This window comes from Pantoea sp. PvP021 (genome assembly GCF_054056055.1).
The window spans coordinates 1,229,568-1,252,715 of record NZ_JBSRXX010000001.1 but is presented as its reverse complement, the minus strand read 5'-3'; the positions used below and the strand labels follow the sequence as shown (position 1 = coordinate 1,252,715).

General features: G+C 55.0%; 25 protein-coding genes. 22 read left to right on the top strand and 3 right to left on the bottom strand.

Going from position 1 to position 23,148, the window contains the following annotated elements; all coding sequences use genetic code 11:
* Nucleotides 1-182 precede the first annotated feature (182 nt).
* Complete coding sequence (gene rluC, locus ACVKSX_RS05740; RefSeq protein ID WP_354438479.1) at nucleotides 183-1,139, top strand: 23S rRNA pseudouridine(955/2504/2580) synthase RluC; 957 nt, start codon at nucleotides 183-185, stop codon at nucleotides 1,137-1,139.
* Nucleotides 1,140-1,150: 11 nt separating this feature from the next.
* On the opposite strand, the gene ACVKSX_RS05735 is transcribed toward rluC, so the two are convergent.
* On the bottom strand, nucleotides 1,151-1,738 hold the full coding sequence (locus ACVKSX_RS05735; protein WP_052270907.1) for a Maf family protein: 588 nt from the start codon (nucleotides 1,736-1,738) through the stop codon (nucleotides 1,151-1,153).
* 140 nt (nucleotides 1,739-1,878) lie between these two features.
* Between ACVKSX_RS05735 and yceD the strand changes: the two genes are divergently transcribed.
* The 14 genes from yceD to ptsG all read left to right on the top strand — a co-directional run bounded on the left by yceD (nucleotide 1,879) and on the right by ptsG (nucleotide 14,087).
* Nucleotides 1,879-2,400 carry a 23S rRNA accumulation protein YceD gene (gene yceD, locus ACVKSX_RS05730; protein ID WP_010246346.1) on the top strand — a complete coding sequence of 174 codons (522 nt, stop codon included), beginning with the start codon at nucleotides 1,879-1,881 and terminating at the stop codon, nucleotides 2,398-2,400.
* 14 nt (nucleotides 2,401-2,414) lie between these two features.
* On the top strand, nucleotides 2,415-2,585 hold the full coding sequence (gene rpmF / locus ACVKSX_RS05725; protein WP_003849870.1) for a 50S ribosomal protein L32: 171 nt from the start codon (nucleotides 2,415-2,417) through the stop codon (nucleotides 2,583-2,585).
* Nucleotides 2,586-2,610: 25 nt separating this feature from the next.
* Complete coding sequence (gene plsX / locus ACVKSX_RS05720; protein ID WP_022625870.1) at nucleotides 2,611-3,651, top strand: phosphate acyltransferase PlsX; 1,041 nt, start codon at nucleotides 2,611-2,613, stop codon at nucleotides 3,649-3,651.
* On the top strand, nucleotides 3,652-4,605 hold the full coding sequence (locus tag ACVKSX_RS05715) for a beta-ketoacyl-ACP synthase III (protein ID WP_010246341.1): 954 nt from the start codon (nucleotides 3,652-3,654) through the stop codon (nucleotides 4,603-4,605).
* Nucleotides 4,606-4,621: 16 nt separating this feature from the next.
* Complete coding sequence (gene fabD / locus ACVKSX_RS05710) at nucleotides 4,622-5,554, top strand: ACP S-malonyltransferase (protein ID WP_010669852.1); 933 nt, start codon at nucleotides 4,622-4,624, stop codon at nucleotides 5,552-5,554.
* A 10-nt stretch (nucleotides 5,555-5,564) separates the two neighbouring features.
* The gene (gene fabG, locus ACVKSX_RS05705) at nucleotides 5,565-6,299 is read left to right on the top strand and encodes a 3-oxoacyl-ACP reductase FabG (protein ID WP_010246337.1); all 735 of its coding nucleotides are present in this window, start codon (nucleotides 5,565-5,567) and stop codon (nucleotides 6,297-6,299) included.
* A 154-nt stretch (nucleotides 6,300-6,453) separates the two neighbouring features.
* Nucleotides 6,454-6,690 carry an acyl carrier protein gene (gene acpP, locus ACVKSX_RS05700; RefSeq protein WP_003849865.1) on the top strand — a complete coding sequence of 79 codons (237 nt, stop codon included), beginning with the start codon at nucleotides 6,454-6,456 and terminating at the stop codon, nucleotides 6,688-6,690.
* Nucleotides 6,691-6,775: 85 nt separating this feature from the next.
* Nucleotides 6,776-8,017 carry a beta-ketoacyl-ACP synthase II gene (fabF, locus tag ACVKSX_RS05695; RefSeq protein ID WP_010246329.1) on the top strand — a complete coding sequence of 414 codons (1,242 nt, stop codon included), beginning with the start codon at nucleotides 6,776-6,778 and terminating at the stop codon, nucleotides 8,015-8,017.
* Nucleotides 8,018-8,108: 91 nt separating this feature from the next.
* Entirely contained in the window at nucleotides 8,109-8,924 is an 816-nt protein-coding gene (gene pabC, locus ACVKSX_RS05690; RefSeq protein WP_340278193.1) for an aminodeoxychorismate lyase, read from the top strand.
* Nucleotides 8,921-9,940: a cell division protein YceG gene (yceG, locus tag ACVKSX_RS05685; protein WP_010246324.1), complete on the top strand. Its 1,020-nt coding sequence runs from the start codon at nucleotides 8,921-8,923 to the stop codon at nucleotides 9,938-9,940. Before pabC ends, yceG begins: the two co-directional genes overlap by 4 nt.
* Nucleotides 9,930-10,562: a dTMP kinase gene (gene tmk / locus ACVKSX_RS05680; RefSeq protein ID WP_163639602.1), complete on the top strand. Its 633-nt coding sequence runs from the start codon at nucleotides 9,930-9,932 to the stop codon at nucleotides 10,560-10,562. Before yceG ends, tmk begins: the two co-directional genes overlap by 11 nt.
* Complete coding sequence (gene holB / locus ACVKSX_RS05675; RefSeq protein WP_354438551.1) at nucleotides 10,562-11,551, top strand: DNA polymerase III subunit delta'; 990 nt, start codon at nucleotides 10,562-10,564, stop codon at nucleotides 11,549-11,551. The genes tmk and holB overlap by 1 nt, the downstream gene beginning before the upstream one ends.
* A gap of 18 nt (nucleotides 11,552-11,569) precedes the next feature.
* Nucleotides 11,570-12,361: a metal-dependent hydrolase gene (locus tag ACVKSX_RS05670; RefSeq protein ID WP_033757273.1), complete on the top strand. Its 792-nt coding sequence runs from the start codon at nucleotides 11,570-11,572 to the stop codon at nucleotides 12,359-12,361.
* A gap of 289 nt (nucleotides 12,362-12,650) precedes the next feature.
* Complete coding sequence (gene ptsG, locus ACVKSX_RS05665; protein WP_010669858.1) at nucleotides 12,651-14,087, top strand: PTS glucose transporter subunit IIBC; 1,437 nt, start codon at nucleotides 12,651-12,653, stop codon at nucleotides 14,085-14,087.
* Nucleotides 14,088-14,141: 54 nt separating this feature from the next.
* Here ptsG and bglB read toward each other — a convergent pair whose 3' ends face one another.
* Together bglB and ACVKSX_RS05655 are read right to left on the bottom strand one after the other, a co-directional pair.
* Entirely contained in the window at nucleotides 14,142-15,281 is a 1,140-nt protein-coding gene (gene bglB, locus ACVKSX_RS05660) for a beta-galactosidase BglB (protein WP_010246314.1), read from the bottom strand.
* A gap of 3 nt (nucleotides 15,282-15,284) precedes the next feature.
* Nucleotides 15,285-16,883 (bottom strand): MFS transporter, encoded by a 1,599-nt coding sequence (locus ACVKSX_RS05655; protein ID WP_022625862.1) that lies wholly within the window; start codon nucleotides 16,881-16,883, stop codon nucleotides 15,285-15,287.
* Nucleotides 16,884-17,241: 358 nt separating this feature from the next.
* On the opposite strand from ACVKSX_RS05655, the gene hinT reads away from it, so the two are divergent.
* The 7 genes from hinT to ACVKSX_RS05620 all read left to right on the top strand — a co-directional run bounded on the left by hinT (nucleotide 17,242) and on the right by ACVKSX_RS05620 (nucleotide 22,565).
* Complete coding sequence (hinT, locus tag ACVKSX_RS05650) at nucleotides 17,242-17,592, top strand: purine nucleoside phosphoramidase (protein ID WP_009090851.1); 351 nt, start codon at nucleotides 17,242-17,244, stop codon at nucleotides 17,590-17,592.
* A gap of 20 nt (nucleotides 17,593-17,612) precedes the next feature.
* A complete protein-coding gene (locus ACVKSX_RS05645; protein ID WP_010246307.1) occupies nucleotides 17,613-17,981 on the top strand; it encodes a YcfL family protein in 369 nt (122 codons plus the stop codon).
* Nucleotides 17,982-17,992: 11 nt separating this feature from the next.
* Nucleotides 17,993-18,586 (top strand): penicillin-binding protein activator LpoB, encoded by a 594-nt coding sequence (gene lpoB, locus ACVKSX_RS05640; RefSeq protein ID WP_022625861.1) that lies wholly within the window; start codon nucleotides 17,993-17,995, stop codon nucleotides 18,584-18,586.
* A 16-nt stretch (nucleotides 18,587-18,602) separates the two neighbouring features.
* Nucleotides 18,603-19,385 (top strand): thiamine kinase, encoded by a 783-nt coding sequence (gene thiK, locus ACVKSX_RS05635; protein ID WP_064690121.1) that lies wholly within the window; start codon nucleotides 18,603-18,605, stop codon nucleotides 19,383-19,385.
* A 39-nt stretch (nucleotides 19,386-19,424) separates the two neighbouring features.
* The gene (nagZ, locus tag ACVKSX_RS05630; protein ID WP_022625859.1) at nucleotides 19,425-20,465 is read left to right on the top strand and encodes a beta-N-acetylhexosaminidase; all 1,041 of its coding nucleotides are present in this window, start codon (nucleotides 19,425-19,427) and stop codon (nucleotides 20,463-20,465) included.
* A gap of 40 nt (nucleotides 20,466-20,505) precedes the next feature.
* Nucleotides 20,506-21,048: an alpha/beta hydrolase YcfP gene (gene ycfP / locus ACVKSX_RS05625; protein WP_010246299.1), complete on the top strand. Its 543-nt coding sequence runs from the start codon at nucleotides 20,506-20,508 to the stop codon at nucleotides 21,046-21,048.
* Nucleotides 21,049-21,260: 212 nt separating this feature from the next.
* Complete coding sequence (locus ACVKSX_RS05620) at nucleotides 21,261-22,565, top strand: NAD(P)/FAD-dependent oxidoreductase (protein WP_010246297.1); 1,305 nt, start codon at nucleotides 21,261-21,263, stop codon at nucleotides 22,563-22,565.
* Nucleotides 22,566-23,148 lie beyond the last annotated feature (583 nt).

The window sequence follows — 23,148 nt, the reverse complement described above, 5'->3', positions numbered from 1 at the left end:
TATAGCAAGGCGACTTTAGCCAGCTTGTGAAGTTTCTTTACATTTAAATCGCTAATGTGTCGGACAAAACAGCGCTTTGCTGAAAAAGCCAGCAGAGAGGCGACCTGCCGTCACATCAACTCCAGAGTTAAGCACAGAAAAAGGGGTGGCGCTATCAGGGGACACTATTTAGAATCGCCGCCATGAAAACAGAGAATCCCGGCGTACATTTTGTCGCCATCACGGCTGAAAATGCCGGACAACGCATTGATAACTTTTTGCGCACCCAGCTCAAGGGTGTGCCCAAAAGCATGATTTATCGCATCGTTCGCAAAGGCGAGGTGCGGGTGAATAAAAAGCGCGTCAAGCCAGAATATAAGCTGGAGGAGGGCGATGAGGTGCGCATTCCGCCGGTTCGGGTAGCGGAACGCGACGAAGATGCCGTTTCCCCCAAACTGGCGAAAGTGGCGTCACTGGCCGATGCCATCCTGTTTGAGGATGAGTCGCTGCTGGTGATGAACAAGCCTTCCGGCACAGCCGTGCATGGCGGTAGCGGACTCACCTTCGGGGTGATTGAAGGGTTACGTGCCCTGCGACCGGAAGCACGCTTTCTGGAGCTGGTGCATCGCCTGGATCGTGACACCTCCGGCATTCTGCTGGTCGCTAAAAAGCGTTCGGCGCTGCGCTCCCTCCATGAGCAACTGCGCGAAAAGGGGATGCAGAAAGATTATCTGGCCCTGGTGCGCGGCAACTGGCCGTCACACCTGAAGGTGGTTCAGGCGCCGCTACTGAAAAACATCCTGCAGAGCGGTGAGCGCGTGGTGCGCGTCAGCAGCGAAGGCAAAGCCTCAGAAACCCGCTTTAAAGTAGAAGAGCGGTTCGAGTTTGCCACGCTGGTGAAAGCGAGCCCGGTCACCGGTCGTACGCATCAGATTCGCGTCCATACGCTGCATGCCGGGCATCCCATTGCCTTCGACGATCGCTACGGAGAACGTGAGTTTGACAGTCAGCTGGCGGCAACCGGTTTAAAACGCCTGTTCCTGCATGCTGCGGCGCTGACCTTTACGCATCCCGGCACCGGCGAAGTGATGCGGGTCGAGGCGCCACTGGATGATGGCCTGAAGCAATGCCTGCTTAAGCTGCGTCAGCGGAAAGCGTAATCTCTCCGGCATCAGTTCGTTAAAGGATTGATGCCGGCCTGCTGCAACATCTCATTGAGCGCGATCAACGGCAGCCCGACCAGCGTATTGGGATCGCGTCCCTCCAGCCGATCAAACAGACAAATCCCCAGACCTTCACTTTTAAAACTGCCCGCACACTGAAGCGGCTGCTCCTTTTCCACATAGCCGCTGATTTCAGCGTCAGTTAACGTGCGGAAATGAACCACAAAGGGCTCACAGCAGTGCAGCAGCGTGCCACTGGCCGGATGAAATAGCGCCAGACCGGTATAAAAGGTAATGGCTTTTCCGCTGGCGGCACGCAGTTGCGCCCGCGCATTCTCAGCCGTGTGAGGCTTACCGGCGATTGCGCCATCCAGCACGCAAACCTGGTCGGAGCCGATTATCCAGTGGCTGGGATACGTTTTTGCCAGCGCCTGCGCTTTAGCCACGGCAAGACGGGTCACCAGCACTTCAGCGGTTTCATCGGGCTGAGGTGACTCATCAACCTCAGGCGCGGCGGTAATAAAAGGCAGGCCCAGTTTATGCAGTAATGCCTGCCGAAAGGGCGAGGTTGAAGCTAAAAGAATCGATGGCGTCATTTTTTTTCAATAGTGATAGCGAATTGGTGACAGTCATTTTAAACTGTGCGCCGCACTGGATGCGAATAGTGGTTGAAAGATGCTGTTTAACGGCCTTTTTCTTTGACTCTATGACATTACAAAGTTAATATGCGCGCCCTATGCAAAAGGTAAAATTACCCCTAACGCTGGACCCTGTCCGCACTGCTCAGAAGCGCCTTGATTATCAGGGTGTCTACACATCTGTACAGGTGGAGCGTGTGGCCGAGTCGGTCGTTAGTGTGGACAGTGATGTGGATTGTGCCATGTCGTTTGCGGTTGATAACCAACGTCTGGCAGTACTGACGGGTACTGCTGAAGTACAAGTGACGTTGCGTTGCCAGCGCTGCAACCAGACCTTTCCTCATCACGTAAAAGTGAGTTACTGCTTCAGCCCTGTCTCTTCTGAAGAGCAGGCCGAGGCATTGCCGGAAGCGTACGAGCCGGTCGATGTCAACGAGTTTGGTGAGATCGATCTGCTGGCGGTTGTCGAGGATGAAATTATTCTCGCGCTGCCGGTCGTTCCGGTGCACGATTCTGAACACTGTGAAGTGTCCGAGGCGGACATGGTCTTTGGTAAACTGCCTGCAGAGGTGGAGAAACCAAATCCATTTGCCGTATTAGCCAGTTTAAAGCGTAAGTAATAGGAGTAAGGTCCATGGCCGTACAACAGAATAAACCCACCCGTTCTAAGCGTGGTATGCGTCGTTCACACGATGCGCTGACCACTGCTGCTCTGTCAGTAGATAAAGTTTCTGGCGAAACTCATCTGCGTCACCACATCACTGCGGACGGTTACTACCGCGGTCGCAAGGTTATCGTTAAGTAAGTTTCTTGCTTAGCAAGGCGATACCTTGACACGTTTGACCCTGGCGATTGATGCCATGGGCGGGGACTTCGGTCCCTGCGTGACAGTGCCTGCAGCATTGCAGGCACTGGCCTCTCATTCGGAACTATTCCTTCTTCTGGTCGGACACCCCGACACTCTCATGCCATTGCTTGCCAAAGCGGATTCCTCCCTGATGGGGCGTTTGCAGGTCATCCCTGCCGAATCGGTTATTGCAAGTGATGCGCGGCCCGCTCAGGCCATCCGCAACAGTCGCGGCAGCTCAATGCGTGTGGCACTGGAGATGGTTAAAGAGGGACGTGCGCAGGCCTGCATCAGCGCCGGGAATACCGGTGCGCTGATGGGGCTGTCGACACTCTTATTAAAACCGCTGGATGGCATTAAACGTCCGGCGCTGATGTCCGTTTTACCGCACCAGCAACAGGGTAAAACCGTGGTGCTGGATCTGGGCGCAAATGTGGGCTCAGACAGTGCGATGCTGGTGCAGTTTGCTGTAATGGGGTCGGTAATGGCTGAGCATGTGCTTGGTATTGCACGGCCCCGTGTCGCGTTGCTCAATATTGGTCATGAAGAGACCAAAGGGCTGGAAACGATCCGCGACGCCGCGGCAGTGCTGCGAGAATCACCGCAAATCAACTATATTGGTTACCTTGAAGGTAACGAACTGCTCACCGGTAAAACGGATGTGATGGTCTGTGACGGTTTTGTCGGAAACGTCACGCTGAAGACTATGGAAGGCGTGGTAAGAATGTTTCTTTCTCTGCTGAAGTCATCAGGGGAAGGTAAAAAACGGTCATGGTGGCTTCAGTTGCTGGGACGCTGGATTCAGAAACGTCTGACGAAGCGCTTCGGGCATCTCCACCCTGACCAGTACAATGGCGCTTGTCTGTTAGGATTGCGCGGAACAGTGATCAAGAGTCACGGTGCGGCAAATCAACACGCCTTCGCTGTGGCGATAGAACAGGCAGAGCAGGCGGTGAGGCAGCAAATTCCCGAGCGAATTGCTGCGCGCCTTGATGCTGTATTAGCCAGGAGTGACAAAGCCTAGATGTATACCAAAATTATCGGTACGGGCAGTTATCTGCCAAGCCAGATCCGCACCAATGCCGATCTGGAAAAAATGGTGGAGACGTCGGACGAGTGGATTGTTACCCGTACCGGCATCCGCGAGCGTCGTATTGCTGCGCCTGACGAAACCGTCGCCACCATGGGATTCAGCGCGGCGCAACGCGCCCTTGAAATGGCAGGCATTGAAGCGAACGATGTTGGGCTGATTATTGTCGCCACAACCTCTTCCAGCCATGCCTTCCCCAGCTCTGCCTGCATGATCCAGCAAATGCTGGAAATCAAAGACTGCGCGGCGTTTGACCTCGCTGCCGCCTGTGCAGGTTTCACCTATGCACTGAGCGTGGCCGATCAATACATCAAAAATGGCGCGGTGAAACATGCGCTGGTGATTGGTGCTGATGTCCTGGCACGCGCACTTGATCCGGAAGATCGCGGCACCATCATCCTGTTTGGCGATGGTGCAGGCGCGGTCGTGCTGGGTCAGAGCGAAGAGCAGGGGATCATCTCTACCCATCTTCATGCTGATGGTCGCTATTCACAGCTGCTGACGCTGCCTTATCAGGATCGTGCGCATCAGGATCAGCCCGCTTATGTCACCATGTCAGGCAACGAAGTCTTCAAGGTTGCCGTCACCGAGCTGGCTCACATCGTTGATGAAACGCTGCAGGCCAATAATCTCGATCGTGAAATGCTGGACTGGCTGGTGCCGCATCAGGCGAACCTGCGCATTATCAGCGCCACCGCGAAAAAACTCGGCATGACCATGGATAAAGTGGTCGTCACACTGGATCGTCATGGCAATACCTCTGCCGCATCGGTGCCAAGCGCACTGGATGAAGCGGTCCGTGATGGCCGCATCAAACCCGGACACCTTATTCTGCTGGAAGCCTTTGGTGGTGGATTCACCTGGGGTTCTGCGCTGGTTCGCTTTTGATTGACAGGAACGAAAAATGACGCAATTTGCATTTGTTTTCCCCGGTCAGGGTTCACAGACCGTGGGCATGCTGACTGAATTAGCGGCAACGTATCCGCTGGTAGAAGAGACCTTCCGTGAAGCCTCTGACGCGCTGGGATATGATCTGTGGCAATTAGTAAGTCAGGGTCCGGCTGAAGAGCTGAACAAAACCTGGCAGACTCAGCCTGCACTGTTAGCTGCCTCCGTGGCAATCTACCGTGTCTGGCAGCAGCAGGGCGGTGAACAGCCAGCCCTGATGGCTGGTCACAGCCTGGGTGAATATTCAGCGCTGGTTTGCGCGGGTGTGCTTAACTTTGCGGATGCAGTGAAGCTGGTTGAACTGCGCGGCAAACTGATGCAGGAAGCGGTGCCTGAAGGCACTGGCGCGATGCAGGCGATTATTGGCCTGGATGACGCGGCTATCCGCAAAGCCTGTGAAGAGAGCGCGCAGGGTCAGGTTGTCTCACCGGTTAACTTTAACTCGCCGGGCCAGGTGGTTATTGCGGGTAACAAAGAAGCCGTTGAACGTGCGGGTGCCGCCTGTAAAGCAGCGGGCGCTAAGCGTGCCTTGCCACTGCCGGTCAGCGTTCCTTCTCACTGCGCACTGATGAAGCCTGCGGCCGATAAACTGGCGGTGGCGCTGGAGAGCATCACCTTTAACGCGCCTGCGGTACCGGTGATCAACAACGTCGATGTGAAAGCTGAAACCGATGCTGCGGCCATCCGCCATGCGCTGGTCCGTCAGCTCTACAGCCCGGTTCGCTGGACCGAGAGCGTGGAAGCGATGGCAGCACAGGGCGTGACGCAGCTCCTGGAGATGGGGCCAGGTAAAGTCCTGACCGGACTGACGAAACGTATTGTCGATAGCCTGACAGCGGCTGCCGTTAACGATACTGCATCCCTGACGGCTGCACTCGGTAAGGAATAAGAGGAAAATCATGAGCTTTGAAGGTAAAGTTGCGCTGGTTACCGGCGCGAGTCGCGGCATTGGTCGTGCGATTGCAGAAACACTGGCGGCACGCGGTGCTAAAGTGGTAGGAACTGCAACCAGCCAGAGTGGCGCCGACGCCATCAGTGCTTACCTTGGCGACAAGGGCAAAGGCCTGTTACTGAATGTGACTGACGCTGACTCAATCAGCACTGTTTTAGAGAATATTCGTGCTGAATTTGGCGAAGTGGATATTTTAGTCAATAATGCAGGCATTACGCGTGATAATCTTCTCATGCGCATGAAGGACGATGAGTGGGAGGATATCCTGGATACCAACCTCACATCGGTATTCCGCCTTTCCAAGGCGGTCCTGCGTGCCATGATGAAAAAGCGCGTGGGCCGTATCATCACCATTGGTTCCGTTGTTGGAACTATGGGTAATGCGGGCCAGGCAAACTATGCGGCAGCAAAAGCGGGTTTGATTGGCTTTAGCAAATCACTGGCGCGCGAAATCGCGTCACGTGGCATTACCGTCAACGTCGTGGCTCCAGGCTTTATTGAGACTGACATGACGCGGGCACTGAACGAAGATCAACGTTCCGGTATTTTGGCGGAAGTTCCTGCGGGTCGCTTAGGCGATGCTCAGGAAATCGCCAATGCTGTGGCATTTTTAGCCTCTGACGAAGCAGCCTACATCACAGGTGAAACGCTGCACGTCAATGGCGGAATGTACATGGTCTGATAAATCACGAAATGATTTGCTTTATTTGCGGTTAGAACCGCAAAATAACGCAAAATCGTGGTTCGACCAGCCGGGATTTTGTTGCATCTTTTTCACCATTTTATACACTACGAAAACCATCGCGAAAGCGAGTTTTGATAGGAAATTAAATAGTATGAGCGATATCGAACAACGCGTTAAGAAAATCATCAGTGAGCAGCTGGGTGTGAAAGAGGAAGAAGTCACCAACTCTGCATCTTTCGTAGAAGACCTGGGTGCCGATTCTCTTGATACCGTTGAGCTGGTGATGGCTCTGGAAGAAGAGTTTGATACTGAGATTCCAGACGAAGAAGCTGAGAAAATCACTACCGTTCAGGCAGCGATCGACTATATCAATAGCCATAAAGGCTAATGAATATCTTCAGGCGGTCGCTCGACCGCCTGATTTTTTTGTTTGTCCCACATAGTTCCCTATTTCCCCTCCCTGGAGGACGAACGTGTCTAAGCGTCGTGTAGTTGTGACTGGTCTTGGCATGTTGTCTCCTGTCGGCAATACCGTAGAGTCTACCTGGAGTGCTCTCCTTGCCGGTCAGAGCGGCATTACCCTGATCGACCATTTTGATACCAGTGCTTATGCAACACGTTTTGCAGGTCTGGTAAGAGATTTTAATTGTGATGACTACATCTCGCGCAAAGATCAGCGCAAGATGGATGCCTTCATCCAGTACGGCATTGTGGCCGGTATGCAGGCCATGCAGGACAGTGGTCTGGTTGTTACCGACGAAAATGCAAGCCGTATGGGCGCAGCAATTGGCTCCGGCATCGGTGGTTTAGGTCTGATTGAAGAGAATCATACTTCACTGGTCAACGGCGGCCCGCGCAAAATCAGCCCATTTTTTGTGCCTTCAACCATCGTTAACATGGTGGCGGGTCATCTCAGCATCATGTATGGCCTGAAAGGTCCAAGCATCTCTATCGCGACAGCCTGTACCTCTGGTGTGCATAACATCGGTCATGCCGCACGCATCATCGCCTATAACGATGCTGATGTGATGCTGGCGGGTGGCACAGAGAAAGCCAGTACGCCATTAGGCGTCGGTGGCTTTGGTGCAGCACGTGCTCTCTCAACCCGTAATGAAAACCCGCAAGCGGCCAGCCGCCCGTGGGATAAAGATCGTGACGGTTTTGTGCTGGGTGACGGCGCTGGCATTGTGGTACTCGAAGAGTATGAACATGCGAAGAAACGTGGTGCGAAAATCTACGCGGAAATCGTAGGTTTTGGTATGAGCAGCGATGCCTACCACATGACTTCACCACCAGAAGATGGATCAGGCGCCGCCGCGGCAATGATCAACGCATTGCGCGATGCTCAGCTTACGCCAGAGCAGATCGGCTATGTCAACGCGCACGGCACCTCCACGCCAGCGGGTGATAAAGCGGAAGCGCGGGCGGTGAAATCGGTCTTTGGGGCAGCAGCCAGCAGCGTGATGGTGAGCTCGACCAAATCAATGACCGGGCACTTACTGGGTGCGGCAGGCGCGGTTGAATCGATCTACTCGATTCTGGCGCTGCGCGACCAGGCCATTCCACCGACCATTAACCTCGACAATCCGGATGAGGGCTGCGATCTCGACTTCGTGCCCCACACCGCGCGTCAGGTTCCCGGTCTGGAGTACACCCTGTGTAACTCCTTCGGTTTCGGCGGAACCAACGGTTCGTTGATCTTCCGTAAAGTGTAATCGTTGTTGATTGCTAAAAAGGCCCGCGATGCGGGCCTTTTTTTATCCTGCAGAATGCGCTGAAATCACGAGTCACGCTCAGGAGAGAACCATGTGGATTAACGGGTTAAAACAATCGATGCTGGCCGCCAGCGACCGCGGCCTGCAGTTTGGGGATGGCTGTTTTACTACCGCCGCGGTGCGTCAGGGTAAAATCGTGCTGCTGGAAAGTCACATTCAGCGCCTCAAAGAGGGCTGTGAGCGGTTATGGATTGATGGCGTCGACTGGCTTCAGCTTGAGACTGAAATGCGACAGGCCGCGCAGCAACAAACCCAGGCGGTGCTAAAAGTGATTATCAGCACGGGCAGCGGCGGACGGGGCTACAGCCGGCGCGGCTGTGGTGAACCCACGCGAATTGTCTCGCTGGCGCCCTGGCCGCAACACTACGCCGATTTACAGCAGCGTGGCGTGTCACTCCTGCTCAGCCCGATCCATCTGGCACGTAATCCACAGTTTGCCGGTATCAAGCACCTTAATCGTCTGGAGCAGGTGATGATCAGAGCTCATCTTGACCAGACAGACGCCGACGAGGCACTGGTGCTTGACACTGAAGGTTGGGTGGTGGAATGCTGTGCGGCCAATTTATTCTGGCGTCAGGGCTCGCAAATTTTTACGCCTGATCTGTCAGCGTCGGGCGTGGATGGCATTATGCGGCGAAGTCTGATGGCGCAACTTGCGGCCGAAGGCCAGGCTTGCCAGGTAATAAAAAGCGAACCGGCGCAGCTGCTGGCCGCCGATGAAGTGGTGATATGTAACGCGCTGATGCCGGTCCTGCCGGTCCGACAGATAGAAGCGGTAGAGTTTACTGAGCGTTCGCTGTTTAATCAGTTGCGCGCAAGCTGTGAAAAGATAATGGATGCATCATGATTCGAAGTAAAAAAATCGTCGTCAGCCTGCTGGCGATCGTGGGTCTCGCGGCTGTGCTGAGTTACTGGCAGGTTAAGCGGTTTGCGGCCACCCCGTTAACCCTGCAGCAGGAAACGATCTACACGCTGCCTGCCGGCACGGGCCGGGTCGCACTTGAAGCGCAGCTGGAAGAGCAGAAGATTATTCCGCACAGTATCTGGTTTGGCGCGCTGCTGCGTCTGGAACCTGAACTGGCGACCTTCAAGGCGGGTACCTATCGCCTTGAGCCGACCATGACGGTGCGTTCGCTGTTACAGCTGCTGGCCAGCGGTAAAGAGGCGCAGTTCCCGGTGCGGTTCGTGGAAGGCCAGCGGCTGAAAGAGTGGCTGAGTGAGCTGCGCAAAGCGCCTTATATCCGGCATACCCTGAAAGATGATCAGTTCGCCACCCTTGCCAGCGCACTAAAAGTGGAGCCTGAGCAGCTGGAGGGCAACTTCTTCCCGGATACCTGGCTCTACACGGCTAATACCACCGATATGGCGCTGCTGCAGCGCGCTCATGAGCGGATGAAAAAAACCATTGCTGAGGTGTGGCAGGGACGGGCGGATAATCTGCCCTATAAAACCCCACAGGATCTGGTGACCATGGCCTCAATCATTGAGAAAGAGACCGGCGTCAGCGAAGAGCGCGCGCGCGTAGCCTCGGTATTTATCAATCGCCTGCGCACCGGTATGCGGTTACAGACCGATCCCACCGTCATCTATGGCATGGGCGACAGCTATAACGGGACGCTGACCCGCAAAGATCTTGAGACGGCCAGCGCTTACAATACCTATATCATTAACGGTCTGCCGCCGGGTCCGATCGCCATGCCGGGTAAAGCCTCTCTGCAGGCAGCGGCTCATCCCGAGAAAACCAACTATCTCTACTTTGTTGCGGACGGCAAGGGCGGCCATACCTTTACGACTAATCTTGCCAGCCATAACAAGGCGGTGCAGGTTTACCGGCAGACGCTAAAGGAAAAAAATGAACAGTAAGTTTATCGTCATTGAAGGCCTGGAAGGCGCCGGCAAAACCACCGCGCGTGACGCCATCGTCGCCACGCTGCGTGCCCGTGGCATTCACGATCTGGTCTTTACCCGTGAGCCTGGCGGAACGCCGCTGGCAGAACAGCTGCGGGTGCTGGTTAAGCAGGGTATTGAGGGCGAGCAGGTTACAGATAAAGCGGAACTGCTGATGCTCTATGCGGCGCGGGTTCAGCTGGTGGAAACGGTCATTAAACCGGCGCTGGCGCGCGGTGCCTGGGTGATCGGCGACCGTCATGATCTCTCTTCTCAGGCTTATCAGGGGGGCGGACGTGGACTTGACGCCGATCTGATGCAGACACTGCGTGATACCGTGTTAGGTGATTTCCGCCCCGATCTCACGCTCTATCTTGATGTGACACCCGACATCGGTCTGCAGCGCGCCCGTGCGCGCGGTGAGCTGGATCGCATTGAGCAGGAGTCATTGCGCTTCTTTGAACGCACCCGCGCGCGCTATCTGGCGCTGGCAGCGGAGGACCCCACCATCATCACCATCGATGCTACACAATCACTGGGCGATGTGACAGCGTCACTTCAGGCGGCGCTGGATGGATGGCTGGCGGAGCAGGCGTGATGAACTGGTATCCGTGGCTGAATCAGCCTTATCGCCAGGTGATTGGCCAGCATCAGGAGAATCGCGCTCACCATGCGTTGTTGATCCAGGCGATGGCAGGTATGGGCGATGAGGCGCTGGTCTGGGGGATGAGCCGCTGGCTGATGTGCCAGCAGCGGGATGGCCTGAAAAGTTGCGGGCAGTGTCACGGTTGCCAGCTGATGCAGGCCAATACCCATCCTGACTGGTATCGGCTTGAGGCGGAGAAGGGCAAAAGTACCCTGGGCATCGACGCGGTGCGGCAGGTAACGGAAAAAATGTACCACTTTGGTCAGCAGGGCGGCGCGAAAGTGGTCTGGCTGCCGGATGCCGCGCAGCTTTCGGAAGCGGCGGCCAACGCCTTGCTGAAAACGCTGGAAGAGCCGCCAGCCAACAGCTGGTTCTTCCTCAGCAGCCGGGATCCCTCGCGCCTGCTGGCCACGCTGCGCAGCCGCTGCATGGCGCTGCATCTGACGCCGCCGGACGAAGGACAAAGCCTGCTCTGGCTGAAGAAGCACGCTGCGCACGACGAACAGATGCTGCTGGCGGCTCTGCGTCTGAGCGCAGGTGCACCCGGTGCGGCGCTGAGCCTGCTGGAAAACGGACCGTGGCAGGCCCGGCAGAAGCTCTGCGATGCGCTGTCCGCTGCGTTGCAGCAGGACATCCTGCAACTGCTGCCTGCGCTGAACGCCGACGACGCGGCAGCGCGTATCGGCTGGCTGCTCTCTTTGCTGCTGGATGCAATAAAGTGGCAGCAACATGCAGGTCAGTGGCTGAGTAATATCGATCGTCAGGATGTGGTGCAGTTGCTGGCCGGATACTTTTCTGCCAGCGCGCTCAACAGCAGCCTCCAGGATTGGATGCGCTGTCGCGAGCAGCTACTGCATGTGGCATCGGTGAATCGCGAATTATTGCTGACCGATCAGCTTCTGAGCTGGGCGGACAAACAGAAGCCCGCGCTTGTCGGCTAAACCTATCTGAGAGTAATTATGTTTATTGTGGATTCCCATTGCCATCTTGATGGCCTGGACTATGAAAAGAACCATCGTGACCTGGATGATGTGATCGCCAAAGCGGCGGCGCGTGATGTGAAATTTATGCTGGCAATCGCCACCACGCTGCCGGGTTTTCATACCCTTAAAAGTCTGGTCGGCGAACGGAAAAATATAGCGCTCTCCTGCGGTGTGCATCCGCTGAATCAGGAAGAGGCCTATGATGTTGAGGAGTTTCGTCGGCTCTCTGCCGATCCTCAGGTGGTGGCTCTGGGAGAAACCGGGCTGGATTATCACTATCAGCCAGAAACAAAAGATCAGCAGCAGCGCTCGTTCCGGGAACATATCCGTACCGGTATTGCGCTGAACAAACCGATCATTGTTCACACCCGTGATGCCCGCGAAGATACGCTGGCGATTCTGCGTGAAGAGCAGGTTGAACGTTGCGGCGGCGTGCTGCACTGCTTCACTGAGGATCAGCCCACCGCAGCAAAACTGCTGGATATGGGCTTCTACATCTCTTTTTCCGGCATCGTCACATTCCGCAATGCCGAGCAGTTACGTGAAGCCGCACGCTATGTGCCGCTGGATCGGATGCTGGTGGAAACGGATTCGCCTTATCTGGCCCCGGTGCCTTTCCGTGGTAAAGAGAATCAGCCCGCTTATACGCGCGATGTTGCCGAATATCTGGCTGTACTAAAAGGGGTGGATTTAGAAACGCTGGCAGCCACAACAACCCAAAACTTCTCAACGCTGTTTCATATCCCGATGAGCCAGCTGGGCGCCTGATCAGCTATTATTTCAGCCTCTGTAATTAATCTGTAACCTGCGTATATGACCCTGTTTTTTCAGACAGGGTCAGCTTTTTATCGCCGATTACTGGTGCGGATCAGTAAGAAATTTCGTAAAGTGCGCCCTTGTGATTGTCGAAACGTGATACCCGTCAAAGTAACAAATCGGGAATTATTTTACCCTTCGTAATAAATCAAAAGGCGGTCACCGCCAGCCCGGCAAAGAATCCTCCCTCTTTGCCACGCGCACTGCGCAAATATGCACTCTTACTCAGGAGCTTCACGCTATGTTCAAAAATGCTTTTGCCAACCTTCAAAAGGTCGGTAAATCGCTGATGCTGCCGGTATCGGTTCTGCCGATTGCCGGTATTTTGTTAGGGGTCGGTTCAGCCAATTTCAGCTGGTTACCTGCAGTGGTTTCGCATGTGATGGCAGAAGCGGGTGGATCGGTGTTCGCCAACATGCCGCTGATTTTCGCTATTGGTGTGGCGCTGGGCTTTACCAATAATGACGGCGTTTCGGCGCTGGCAGCGGTTGTTGCCTATGGCATCATGGTGAAAACCATGGCGGTGGTTGCCCCGCTGGTGCTGCATCTGCCTGCGGCGGAGATCGAGGCTAAACACCTCGCCGACACCGGGGTGCTGGGCGGTATTATCGCCGGTTCCATCGCCGCTTACATGTTTAATCGCTTCTACCGCATCAAGCTGCCAGAATATCTGGGCTTCTTTGCCGGTAAGCGTTTTGTGCCGATTATTTCCGGTCTGGCAGCTATCATTCTCGGCGTGCTGCTCTCCTTTATCTGGCCACCGATAGGTTCCGCGATTCAGGAGTTCTCGCAGTGGGCAGCCTATCAAAACCCGGTTGTCGCCTTTGGTATTTATGGCGTAATTGAACGTGCGTTGGTGCCATTTGGTCTGCATCACATCTGGAACGTTCCTTTCCAGATGCAGATCGGTGAATACACCAATGCGGCAGGTCAGGTGTTCCACGGTGATATCCCGCGCTATATGGCGGGTGACCCGACCGCAGGTAAACTCTCTGGCGGCTTCCTGTTCAAAATGTACGGTCTGCCAGCGGCAGCGATTGCTATCTGGCATTCAGCGAAGCCTGAAAATCGCGCTAAAGTGGGCGGTATCATGATCTCCGCCGCGCTGACCGCATTCCTGACCGGTATCACCGAACCGATTGAATTCTCATTCATGTTCGTGGCACCAATCCTGTATGTGATCCATGCGCTGCTGGCGGGTCTGGCATTCCCAATCTGTATCCTGCTTGGGATGCGTGATGGCACCAGCTTCTCTCACGGTCTGATCGACTTTATCGTGCTGAGCGGCAACAGCAGTAAAATCTGGCTGTTCCCGATTGTTGGTATCATCTATGGTCTGGTTTACTACACCATATTCCGTGTACTGATCGCGAAGCTGGATCTGAAAACACCTGGCCGTGAAGAGAGCAGCAGCAGCGAGCAATCTACCGCGACTGGTACAGAGATGGCGGGCAAACTGGTGGCGGCGTTTGGTGGTAAAGAGAACATCACCAACCTGGATGCCTGTATCACCCGTTTACGTGTCAGCGTCGCCGATGTGGCGAAAGTGGATCAGACTGAACTGAAAAACCTCGGCGCCCGTGGCGTGGTGGTTGCCGGTTCCGGTGTGCAGGCGATTTTCGGGACTAAATCCGATAACCTGAAAACCGATATGGATGATTACATCCGCAGCATGTAATGATTTACAGCGATGAAAAAGCCCCGCTTAGCGGGGCTTTTTTTTGGCCGGGATTCAGAGGTAAACGCGCAGATACTCTGTCAGGCAGAGCAGGGCCATCGCCTGGCCGTAGGGCATCGAGGTCAGAGGAACCGTGCGGTAGTAATCCAGATCCTTGCCCATTGCGGTTCCAAAGGAGACCTGTTTTAACTCGCCATCGTCATCAATATTGGCAATCACGCCGCGCAACGCTTTTTCTGCCACCTCGCGATACTCCGCGGGCAGATAACGCTTGCGAACCCCTTTCAGAATGCCATAGGCAAACCCGGCGGTGGCGGAGGCTTCCGGGTAGCTGTGCGGATCATCAAGCAGGGTGTGCCACAATCCGCTGCTGTGCTGACACTCCCTGAGCGCTTTAACCTGGGTCTCCAGCACCTGCTGCAGAAAACGGCGGGTAGCGTGATGCTCAGGCCAGTTCATCATCTCCAGGAAGTCGGGAATGACAATCGTCACCCAGCTGTTACCGCGCGCCCAGCGTGCATCAGCAAAGTTATGGCGGCCGTCAAAGTTCCAGCCGTGGAACCATAAGCCGGTTTTGCGATCCATCAGAAACTGGGTGTGCAGCAGGAACTGATAACTCGCTTCTTCAATCCACTCATCGCGCTTCAGCAACTGGCCAATTTTCGCCAGCGCCATTACGCTCATCATCAGCGTATCGTCCCAGAGCTGCTGCGGGTTTTCGTTGTTATAGACAATGTGCTGCAGGCCGCCCTGTTCGGTACGCGGCATCTCATACATGACCCATTCTGCCCAGCGCTCCAGCACCGGCACCCAGGCCGGGTTCCCGGTCTCTTCGTAACGGTAGGCCAGCGTCAGAAAAGGACAAACGGTATTCACATTTTTGGTCGGCGTGCCTTCCTCCAGACGCTGCGTAAACCACTCATCAATAATGGCCAGCGTCTGCTGGTCACCGGTCTGCTGATAGTAGTGCAGCATGCCATACAGACCGATGCCGTGTGTCCATTCCCAACCCGCCCAGCCTTTGGTATCAATCACCCGGCCATCGTCCAGCCGTAATAAAAATTCGCCTGTCTCATCGGTGATGTTAACCAGATTCTGTGTCAGCTTTTGAATCAGCTGTACCAGTTCGCTGCGTGGCAACAGATGCTCGGGCTGGCACAATAATTTGCTGTGTTTAACGGGAAATACAGTCATGGTTTATTCCTGTCGTTTTAAGGTCGGGTTTAAAGAAGGGTTTAAAGTGGGATGTGCGGACAATTTTTCCGGCGCTGGCTTATTACGATTAAGGAAGCCAATGTTGTTGTTGCCCCAAAGATTTTCGTAAGGCATGCCAGCCAGCGTTTCTACAATTCCGCGTGCTTCCGGCGTGATGCTTTCCGGCACGATGCGGCCCGCGTCGCGCATCTTCAGCGTCTCCTGGCGCAGCACAGTGTGGGTCTGCAGATTAAGCTTAAAGCGCAGTGACACGATAAAGCCGCAGGCCAGCACGGCCACGGTACCGACGCTGAGAATCGCCAGGATAGTGTGGCTGACGCCGGGTACCTGGGTCGCCTGTCCAGAGACAAAGCCGGAGAGCTGCAGCACGATACCGACCAGCATGACTGCGCCAGCCTGCGACGCTTTACGCGTCAGGGTCATGATGCCGGCAAAAATTCCTTCACGGCGCTGTCCGGTGATCACCTCATCCACATCGGCGATATAGGTATAGGTGTTCCACGGCACATAGTTGATGCCGCCACGTCCCAGGCCTGCCAGGGCAGAGATCACCAACAGCAGCGACATGTTGTCGTTCATTCCGGCATACCACAATCCAGCGTAGGAGAGCGCCGCCAGGCCAAACAATATGGCCACCAGACGGTAGGCGGGCGCGGGTCCCATGCGGATGCAGAGCGGAATCATCGCCATCACGGCAATAAACTGCAGCACCGCCATGGTGCCCATCAGGCTGGAGGCGACCTGAGCGCTCTGCATCAGCACAAATACCACATACCAGGTAAAGACGGCGTTAAACACATCCTGGGCGATATAGCCGCCGAGGTACATGCCAAGGTGCTGGCGGAAGATGCGGATGCGTAAGGTTGAAGCCAGCTCGACATAGAGCCGCTTGAGATTCTGCATCAGCGTCAGCTGCTGCTTTTCCTGTTCTGCACGGCGTGACTCGGCGGAAAAGTCATCGGGGTGACGCTCCCAGGTAAAACACCACACCAGCGTCAGCACCAGCGCGCAGATTACCGAAAACACCAGGCTGGCGTAGAAGAAGGAGAGAGGATTATCTTTGCCCAGCATACCCAGCAAAATACCGGGTAAAAAGGCAGCCAGAATGGCCGACAGCTGTGCCAGGCCGATGCGGGCACCGGAGAAGCGGGTTTTCTGTTTGAAATCGTCGGTCATTTCCGGCACCAGCGTTTCATACGGCACCAGGATCATGGTGTAGACGATATCAAACAGCAGATACGTGCAGAGATACCACCAGAAACTCATGTCGCTGAGCCACATCAGGCTATAACTGAATACAGAGGGTATGCCGAGCAGGATAAAGAATTTGCGGCGGCCAAAGCGTTTGCCCAGCCAGGTCGAACCGAAGTTATCGGTCAGAAAGCCCATCAGCGGACTGACTATCGCATCCAGCACGCGGGCAGCGGCAAAGATCAGCGTGGCCTGAATCGGGGTTAACCCACAAAAGGTGGTGTAAAAATAGAGCAACCAGGCGGCGGTCAGCGCCGTGGTGCCTGCTCCAAGAAAATCTCCGGAACCGTAGGCCAGATAGTGGCCAAGACCAATTTTACGTGAGCGCATGTCTGATGCTCCTTGATGTTTATGGCGGTTTATCCCTGGTGACGCCGGTCATCTCACCCGGACTGGTTAGCAAAGTAGAACTGACGGGGCGGCTAAACCTTCGCAATTTGGCAAGTGCTGGCGCTGAAGTGGCAGTCATACAAAGAAAAGGGTGGCGAAATTCTAATTTATAAAACAGCGTTTCATTTTCTGGTGTGGCAGGGGCGTTGTTAGCATTCTGAACAGCGTGCGGGTTACGGAGAGAGGGTGCTGCTGCAAAGGCAGGCGAACAATGCAAGAAAAGTGGTCCTGAGGTTGAAAGAAAACAAATTTCTCCCGCATACTGATTGATTAAGACTCAGGCTAAAGGAATTGCACCATGGCAGAAGAAACCATTTTTAGTAAAATTATCCGCCGCGAAATCCCCGCTGATGTGGTTTATCAGGATGAGCTGGTCACTGCCTTCCGCGACATTTCGCCCAAAGCGCCGACCCATATTTTAATCGTGCCGAATGTGCTGATCCCAACGGTCAACGAGGCGGAAGCGGCGCATGAGCATGCGCTGGGACGTATGTTTACTACCGCGGCGAAAATCGCCCGTCAGGAAGGTATCGATCAAAATGGTTATCGTCTGATTGTGAACTGCAATCAACATGGTGGTCAGGAGGTTTATCACATTCATATGCATCTGCTGGGCGGTGAACCGCTGGGACCGATGCTCTCTAACTGACCTGATAACGGAAGCGTGCTATGCGATCCTGGCTGACTGGCCTGCCGATCCTGCTCTGCCTGACGGCCTGCAGCAGTGAAAAACCGATGATCAATACGTCACAGTCGCTGGTGATGGAGTCCTCTGTGTTGTCGGCAGGGATCATTACCGATGAACCGACGCTGGATGAGAACGATGGACTGAAGCGTGCCACCAGCGTGCTCTATAATCAGCGCGAAACACCGGTTGTTGTGCACTATCGTTACTACTGGTATGACGACAAAGGGCTGGAAATCACCCCGCAGGAACCGGCGCAGACCGTTACCGTTCCGGCGCAGGGCAGCATTATCGCCACTTCGCAACTGGGTAACCTGACGGCCAGCAAGGTTCGTCTTTATCTCTATCTTTAAGGATTTTCTACGTGATACGCAGTGTTAATCGTACCGGAGCGCTACTGATGGCGCTCATTCTGACCGGCTGTGTCGTGAAACAGCAGCAGCCTGCACCGGTTGAACCGACCCAGCCTGTGGAGCCGGTGCAGCCCGTTCCACAACCTGAACCGGTGCCGCAACCGCAGCCTGTGCCGCAGCCACCGAAACTGGTTACTATCAACTGGGATGCCAGCGTTCAGCCGCTGGTGGCGCAGATGTTACAGGCCGCCAGCGCCGAGCCGGGCAGCGTGTTGCTGGTGGATCGGGTTAAAAACAGCACCAACGGTGCGCTGCAAAGCGAGAAAGCGACGGCAGCTATCCAGAATGCGCTGAATAACAACGGCAAATTCACCCTGGTTTCTGCTGACCAACTGGCGCAGGCCAAGCAGACGCTGGGATTATCGCCGGATGACAGCCTGAACTCGCGCAGTAAAGCGATTGGCCTGGCGCGTAACGTTAACGCTCAGTATGTGCTCTACAGCAACGCGCGTGGCGATGTCAAAGCGCCGACGCTGCAAATGCAACTGATGCTGGTCCAGACAGGCGAGATCATCTGGTCCGGCAACGGCATTGCACAGAATTAATCCCGCTTTCCAGCGGATGATTCAGCAGGTCACCGGCGAACCAGAAAAGACATCCTTTATCCCGCTTGCCGGTCTGACCGGGCACAGCCAGAAGATTGTCAGCCCGCGCGGAACCTTTATCGCGCGGGCGGCACCGCAACCGGTTATTCCGTTTGTGGATCGGCAGCGCGAATTCCGTCTGTTACGCAAACTGCAAGCCAGCGGAGTGGCACCGCAGCCCGTGGCGGGCCATCGTCAGGGGATTATCCTGACCTGGTGCGCAGGCGAAGCGCTGGATGAACACCGTTTCAGCCAGCAGCGTCCACAGATCGTGGCACTGCTACAGCAGCTGCATCAGCAGCCGCTGACCGGCTATCGTCTGCAGTTGTTGCCGCTGTTATGGCGCTACTGGCAGCTCACTCCACAGCGGCATCACCGCTGGTTGTGGGCGCTCAGACGTCTGACGCAGCAGGGTGAACCCCAGCCGCTGCGGCTGGCTCCGCTGCACATGGATCTGCATGCCGGAAATGTCATACAAGGTCCCGAAGGTCTGCGTCTGATCGACTGGGAGTATGCCGCCGATGGCGACGTGGCGCTGGAGCTGGCGGCTGTCTGTGCCAGCGATCCGCAGCACCAGGCCGAGTGGCTGGCTGAGTATGCCGCGGCGATGCAGCTGCCGCTCACCGCGCTGGTGCAGCAGGTCAGACGCTGGCAGCCCTGGCTGCAGTTGCTGATGGCCAGCTGGTATCAGCTCCGTGCCGGTCAGCGTGACGACGACACATTACAACAGCTGGCTCGACAGAGCTGGGAACAGATTTAATCGCGTTACGCAGGTGCGTTTCGCTACAGGATTCATGATATGAGATCAGATTTACCCGGCCCCCTGATGCTTGACGTCGAGGGTTATGAACTGGATGGCGAAGAGCGCGACATCCTGCAGCATCCGCTGGTGGGCGGTTTAATTTTATTTGCCCGAAATTATCATGATCCCGCACAGCTGGCTGAGCTGGTGCGGCAGATCCGCGCCGCCTCTCACACCCGGCTGGTAGTGGCGGTGGATCAGGAGGGCGGTCGCGTGCAGCGTTTCCGTGACGGCTTCACCCAACTGCCTGCCATGCAATCTTTTGCTGCGTTGCACGACCTGGATACCGCCGGTGAACTGGCGCAACAGGCGGGATGGCAAATGGCAGCCGAGATGATCGCCATGGATATTGATATCAGCTTTGCGCCGGTACTCGATATTGGTCATATCAGCGCCGCGATTGGCGACCGTTCTTTCCATGCCGATCCGGCCATCGCCCTTGACGTCGCCCGCCGCTTTATTGCCGGGATGCACGAGGCGGGCATGAAGACTACGGGTAAACATTTTCCGGGTCACGGTGCGGTGAGTGCGGATTCGCATAAAGAGACCCCACGCGATCCGCGGGACGAAAAGACGCTGCGTGAACATGACATGGCAATCTTCAGCAAGCTGATTACCGAACAGGCACTGGACGCCATCATGCCGGCACACGTCATCTACTCCGAAGTTGATCCGCTGCCCGCCAGTGGTTCGCCATACTGGCTTAAAACCGTGCTGCGTGAGCAACTGGGCTTTGACGGTATTATTTTCTCCGACGATCTGTCGATGGAGGGCGCTGCGGTGATGGGCAGCTATCCTGAGCGGGCGCAGCAGTCCCTTTCCGCGGGCTGTGACATGATTCTGGTCTGCAATCAGCGTCAGGGTGCCATCAGTGTACTGGATAACCTGATCCCGGTCGGGTCAGAGCGGGTTACACAGCTGTATCATCAGGGCAGGTTTACCCGCGATGAACTGCGGGGAACGCATCGCTGGAAAAACAATGCTCAGCAACTGAGTGCGCTTCAGGAACGCTGGCTGGCTCATAAGGCGTCGTGGTAAGCAGTGACTGCCCGGCGCTATCACTACCTTGAGGATTATCATGATCATCTATCTGCACGGTTTTGATTCCAACAGTCCGGGCAATCACGAAAAAGTGCTGCAACTGCAATTTATCGATCCTGACGTCAGGTTGATCAGTTACAGCACCCGCCATCCCAAACATGACATGCAGTTTCTGCTAAAAGAGACCGATAAGATGCTGACGCTTTCTGACGACGACCGGCCGCTGATTTGCGGCGTCGGACTGGGCGGCTTCTGGTCAGAGCGCATTGGATTTCTGTGCGGCATCCGGCAGGTGATTTTTAATCCCAACCTCTCGCCGCAGGCGAACATGGAAGGGAAGATTGACCGGCCGGAGGAGTATCAGGATATCGCAACGAAGTGCGTCAGCGATTTTCGTGAGCGTAATCGTGATCGCTGTCTGGCCATTCTCTCCCGTCACGATGAGGCGCTCGACAGCCAGCACATTGCTGACCAGCTGCATCCGTTTTATGAAATTGTCTGGGATGAGACGGAAGGGCACAAATTCAAAAATATATCCCCACATCTTAAGCGGATAAAAGCTTTTAAAACATTAGGTTAAGCAGCAAAGGCACCGCAAGGTGCCTGTTTTTATTACGTAATTATCTGAGTTTTATTTTCCCGCTTTGATGTATATCAATATTCTTATGTTCTCCTCTTCCCGCCATGCTATTCTCCCAGCAGATTGCGATTTTAACTTCGCCAACCCTATGTTTCTTAAGGTTTAATTTAACCTTTGGTTAACTTTTGGTTCACAATTTGAGGGGGTCTTTGTTGACTACGTCTGTTAAGAAAATTGTTATTGTCGGAGGGGGAGCGGGCGGCCTGGAAATGGCCACGCAGCTGGGCCATAAACTGGGTCGTAAAAAGAAGGCCGAGATTATCCTGGTTGATCGTAACCACAGTCATTTGTGGAAGCCGCTGCTGCACGAAGTGGCGACCGGCTCAATGGACGAAGGCATTGATGCATTGAGCTATCTGGCTCATGCCCGCAATCACGGTTTTGAGTTCCAGCTGGGTTCGCTTACCGATATCGATCGCACCCGAAAAGTGATCCGCCTGGCCGAAGTGCTGAATGCGCAGGGCGAAGTGCTGGTGCCACAGCGTGAAGTGGCCTACGACCAGCTGGTGATGGCGCTGGGCAGCACCTCGAATGATTTCGGTACGCCGGGCGTCAAAGATCACTGCATCTTCCTGGATAATCCGCATCAGGCGCGTCGTTTCCATAACGAAATGCTCAACCTGTTCCTGAAATTCTCCGCCAGCGAAGGCCGGGTCGAGAAAGTTAACATCGCCATCGTGGGCGGCGGGGCAACAGGCGTTGAGCTGTCAGCTGAATTGCATAACGCGGTGAAACAGCTGCACAGCTACGGCTTCAAAGGCCTGGGGCGCGAAGCGCTGAATGTGACGCTGGTGGAAGCGGGTGAACGTATCCTGCCTGCACTGCCACCACGCATCTCTGCTGCGGCACATCAGGAGCTGACCAAGCTGGGCGTTCGCGTGCTGACGCAGACCATGGTCACCAGCGCCGAGCGTAATGGCCTGAATACCAAAGGCGGTGAATTTATCGAAGCCGATCTGATGGTCTGGGCGGCTGGGATTAAAGCACCCGACTTCCTGAAAGAGATTGGCGGACTGGAAACCAACCGCATCAATCAGCTGGTGGTCAAAGAGACGCTGCAAACCACGCTGGACGATGACATCTACGCGATTGGCGACTGCGCCTCCTGCGCCTTGCCGGGCGGCGGTTTTGTACCACCGCGCGCCCAGTCAGCGCATCAGATGGCTTCACGCGCCATGGACAACATTCTGGCGCAGCGTGACGGTAAACCGCTGAAAGCCTATGTCTATAAAGATCATGGCTCGCTGGTATCGCTCTCCCGCTTCAGTACAGTCGGCAGCCTGATGGGCAACCTGATGCGTGGCTCAATGATGGTGGAAGGGCGCATCGCGCGCTTTGTCTACATCTCGCTTTACCGTATGCACCAGATTGCGCTGCACGGCTACTTCAAAACCGGTCTGATGATGCTGGTCGGCAGTATTAACCGGGTTATTCGTCCCCGGCTGAAGCTGCACTAAGCAACAGCAATAACGCTGGCTAATTAATGGTAAGCCTCCTCCTTTATGAGGGGGCTTTTTTTATGTCCTGGAGAAGCCCCTGAAACAGACGCTGGCGCAGGAGAGTGCGATATCGACTAAAGCAAAATGCATTCATAATTTTGACTAAAGTAAAATTTTATGAGCATGGCAGGGTAGTATGTTGGTGATGCCTGAAATGCGTACCATTAATAACAAGAGAGTAACCGTAAGAATATTTGCTATAGCCAGAAAACTTTTCAGGTAACGAGTTCGGCTACTTCAGTTCCGTCGTTAGCCCGGCTACAAAGCTGGTCTCTGACGCGCTGAACGAATGGCTAATTCCTTGTTATTCATTGGCTAAAAATATCCGTCTCTGCGCCTTTAGCTAATCCCGGCGATTCGCCGGACTCAGCAGCCCCTGAACTACGGATAATTACTGGTACTTTTTTAAATTGCCTGTCTCACTAACTTTTGTAAGTTTAGTGTAAGTTTTTCTGCAATTTTTCTTGTGGTTTTTGATTCCAGCGGCATAATGTGCGCAGGAAAGCAGTCATATACATTTTGTTACAACTTAACCACATGG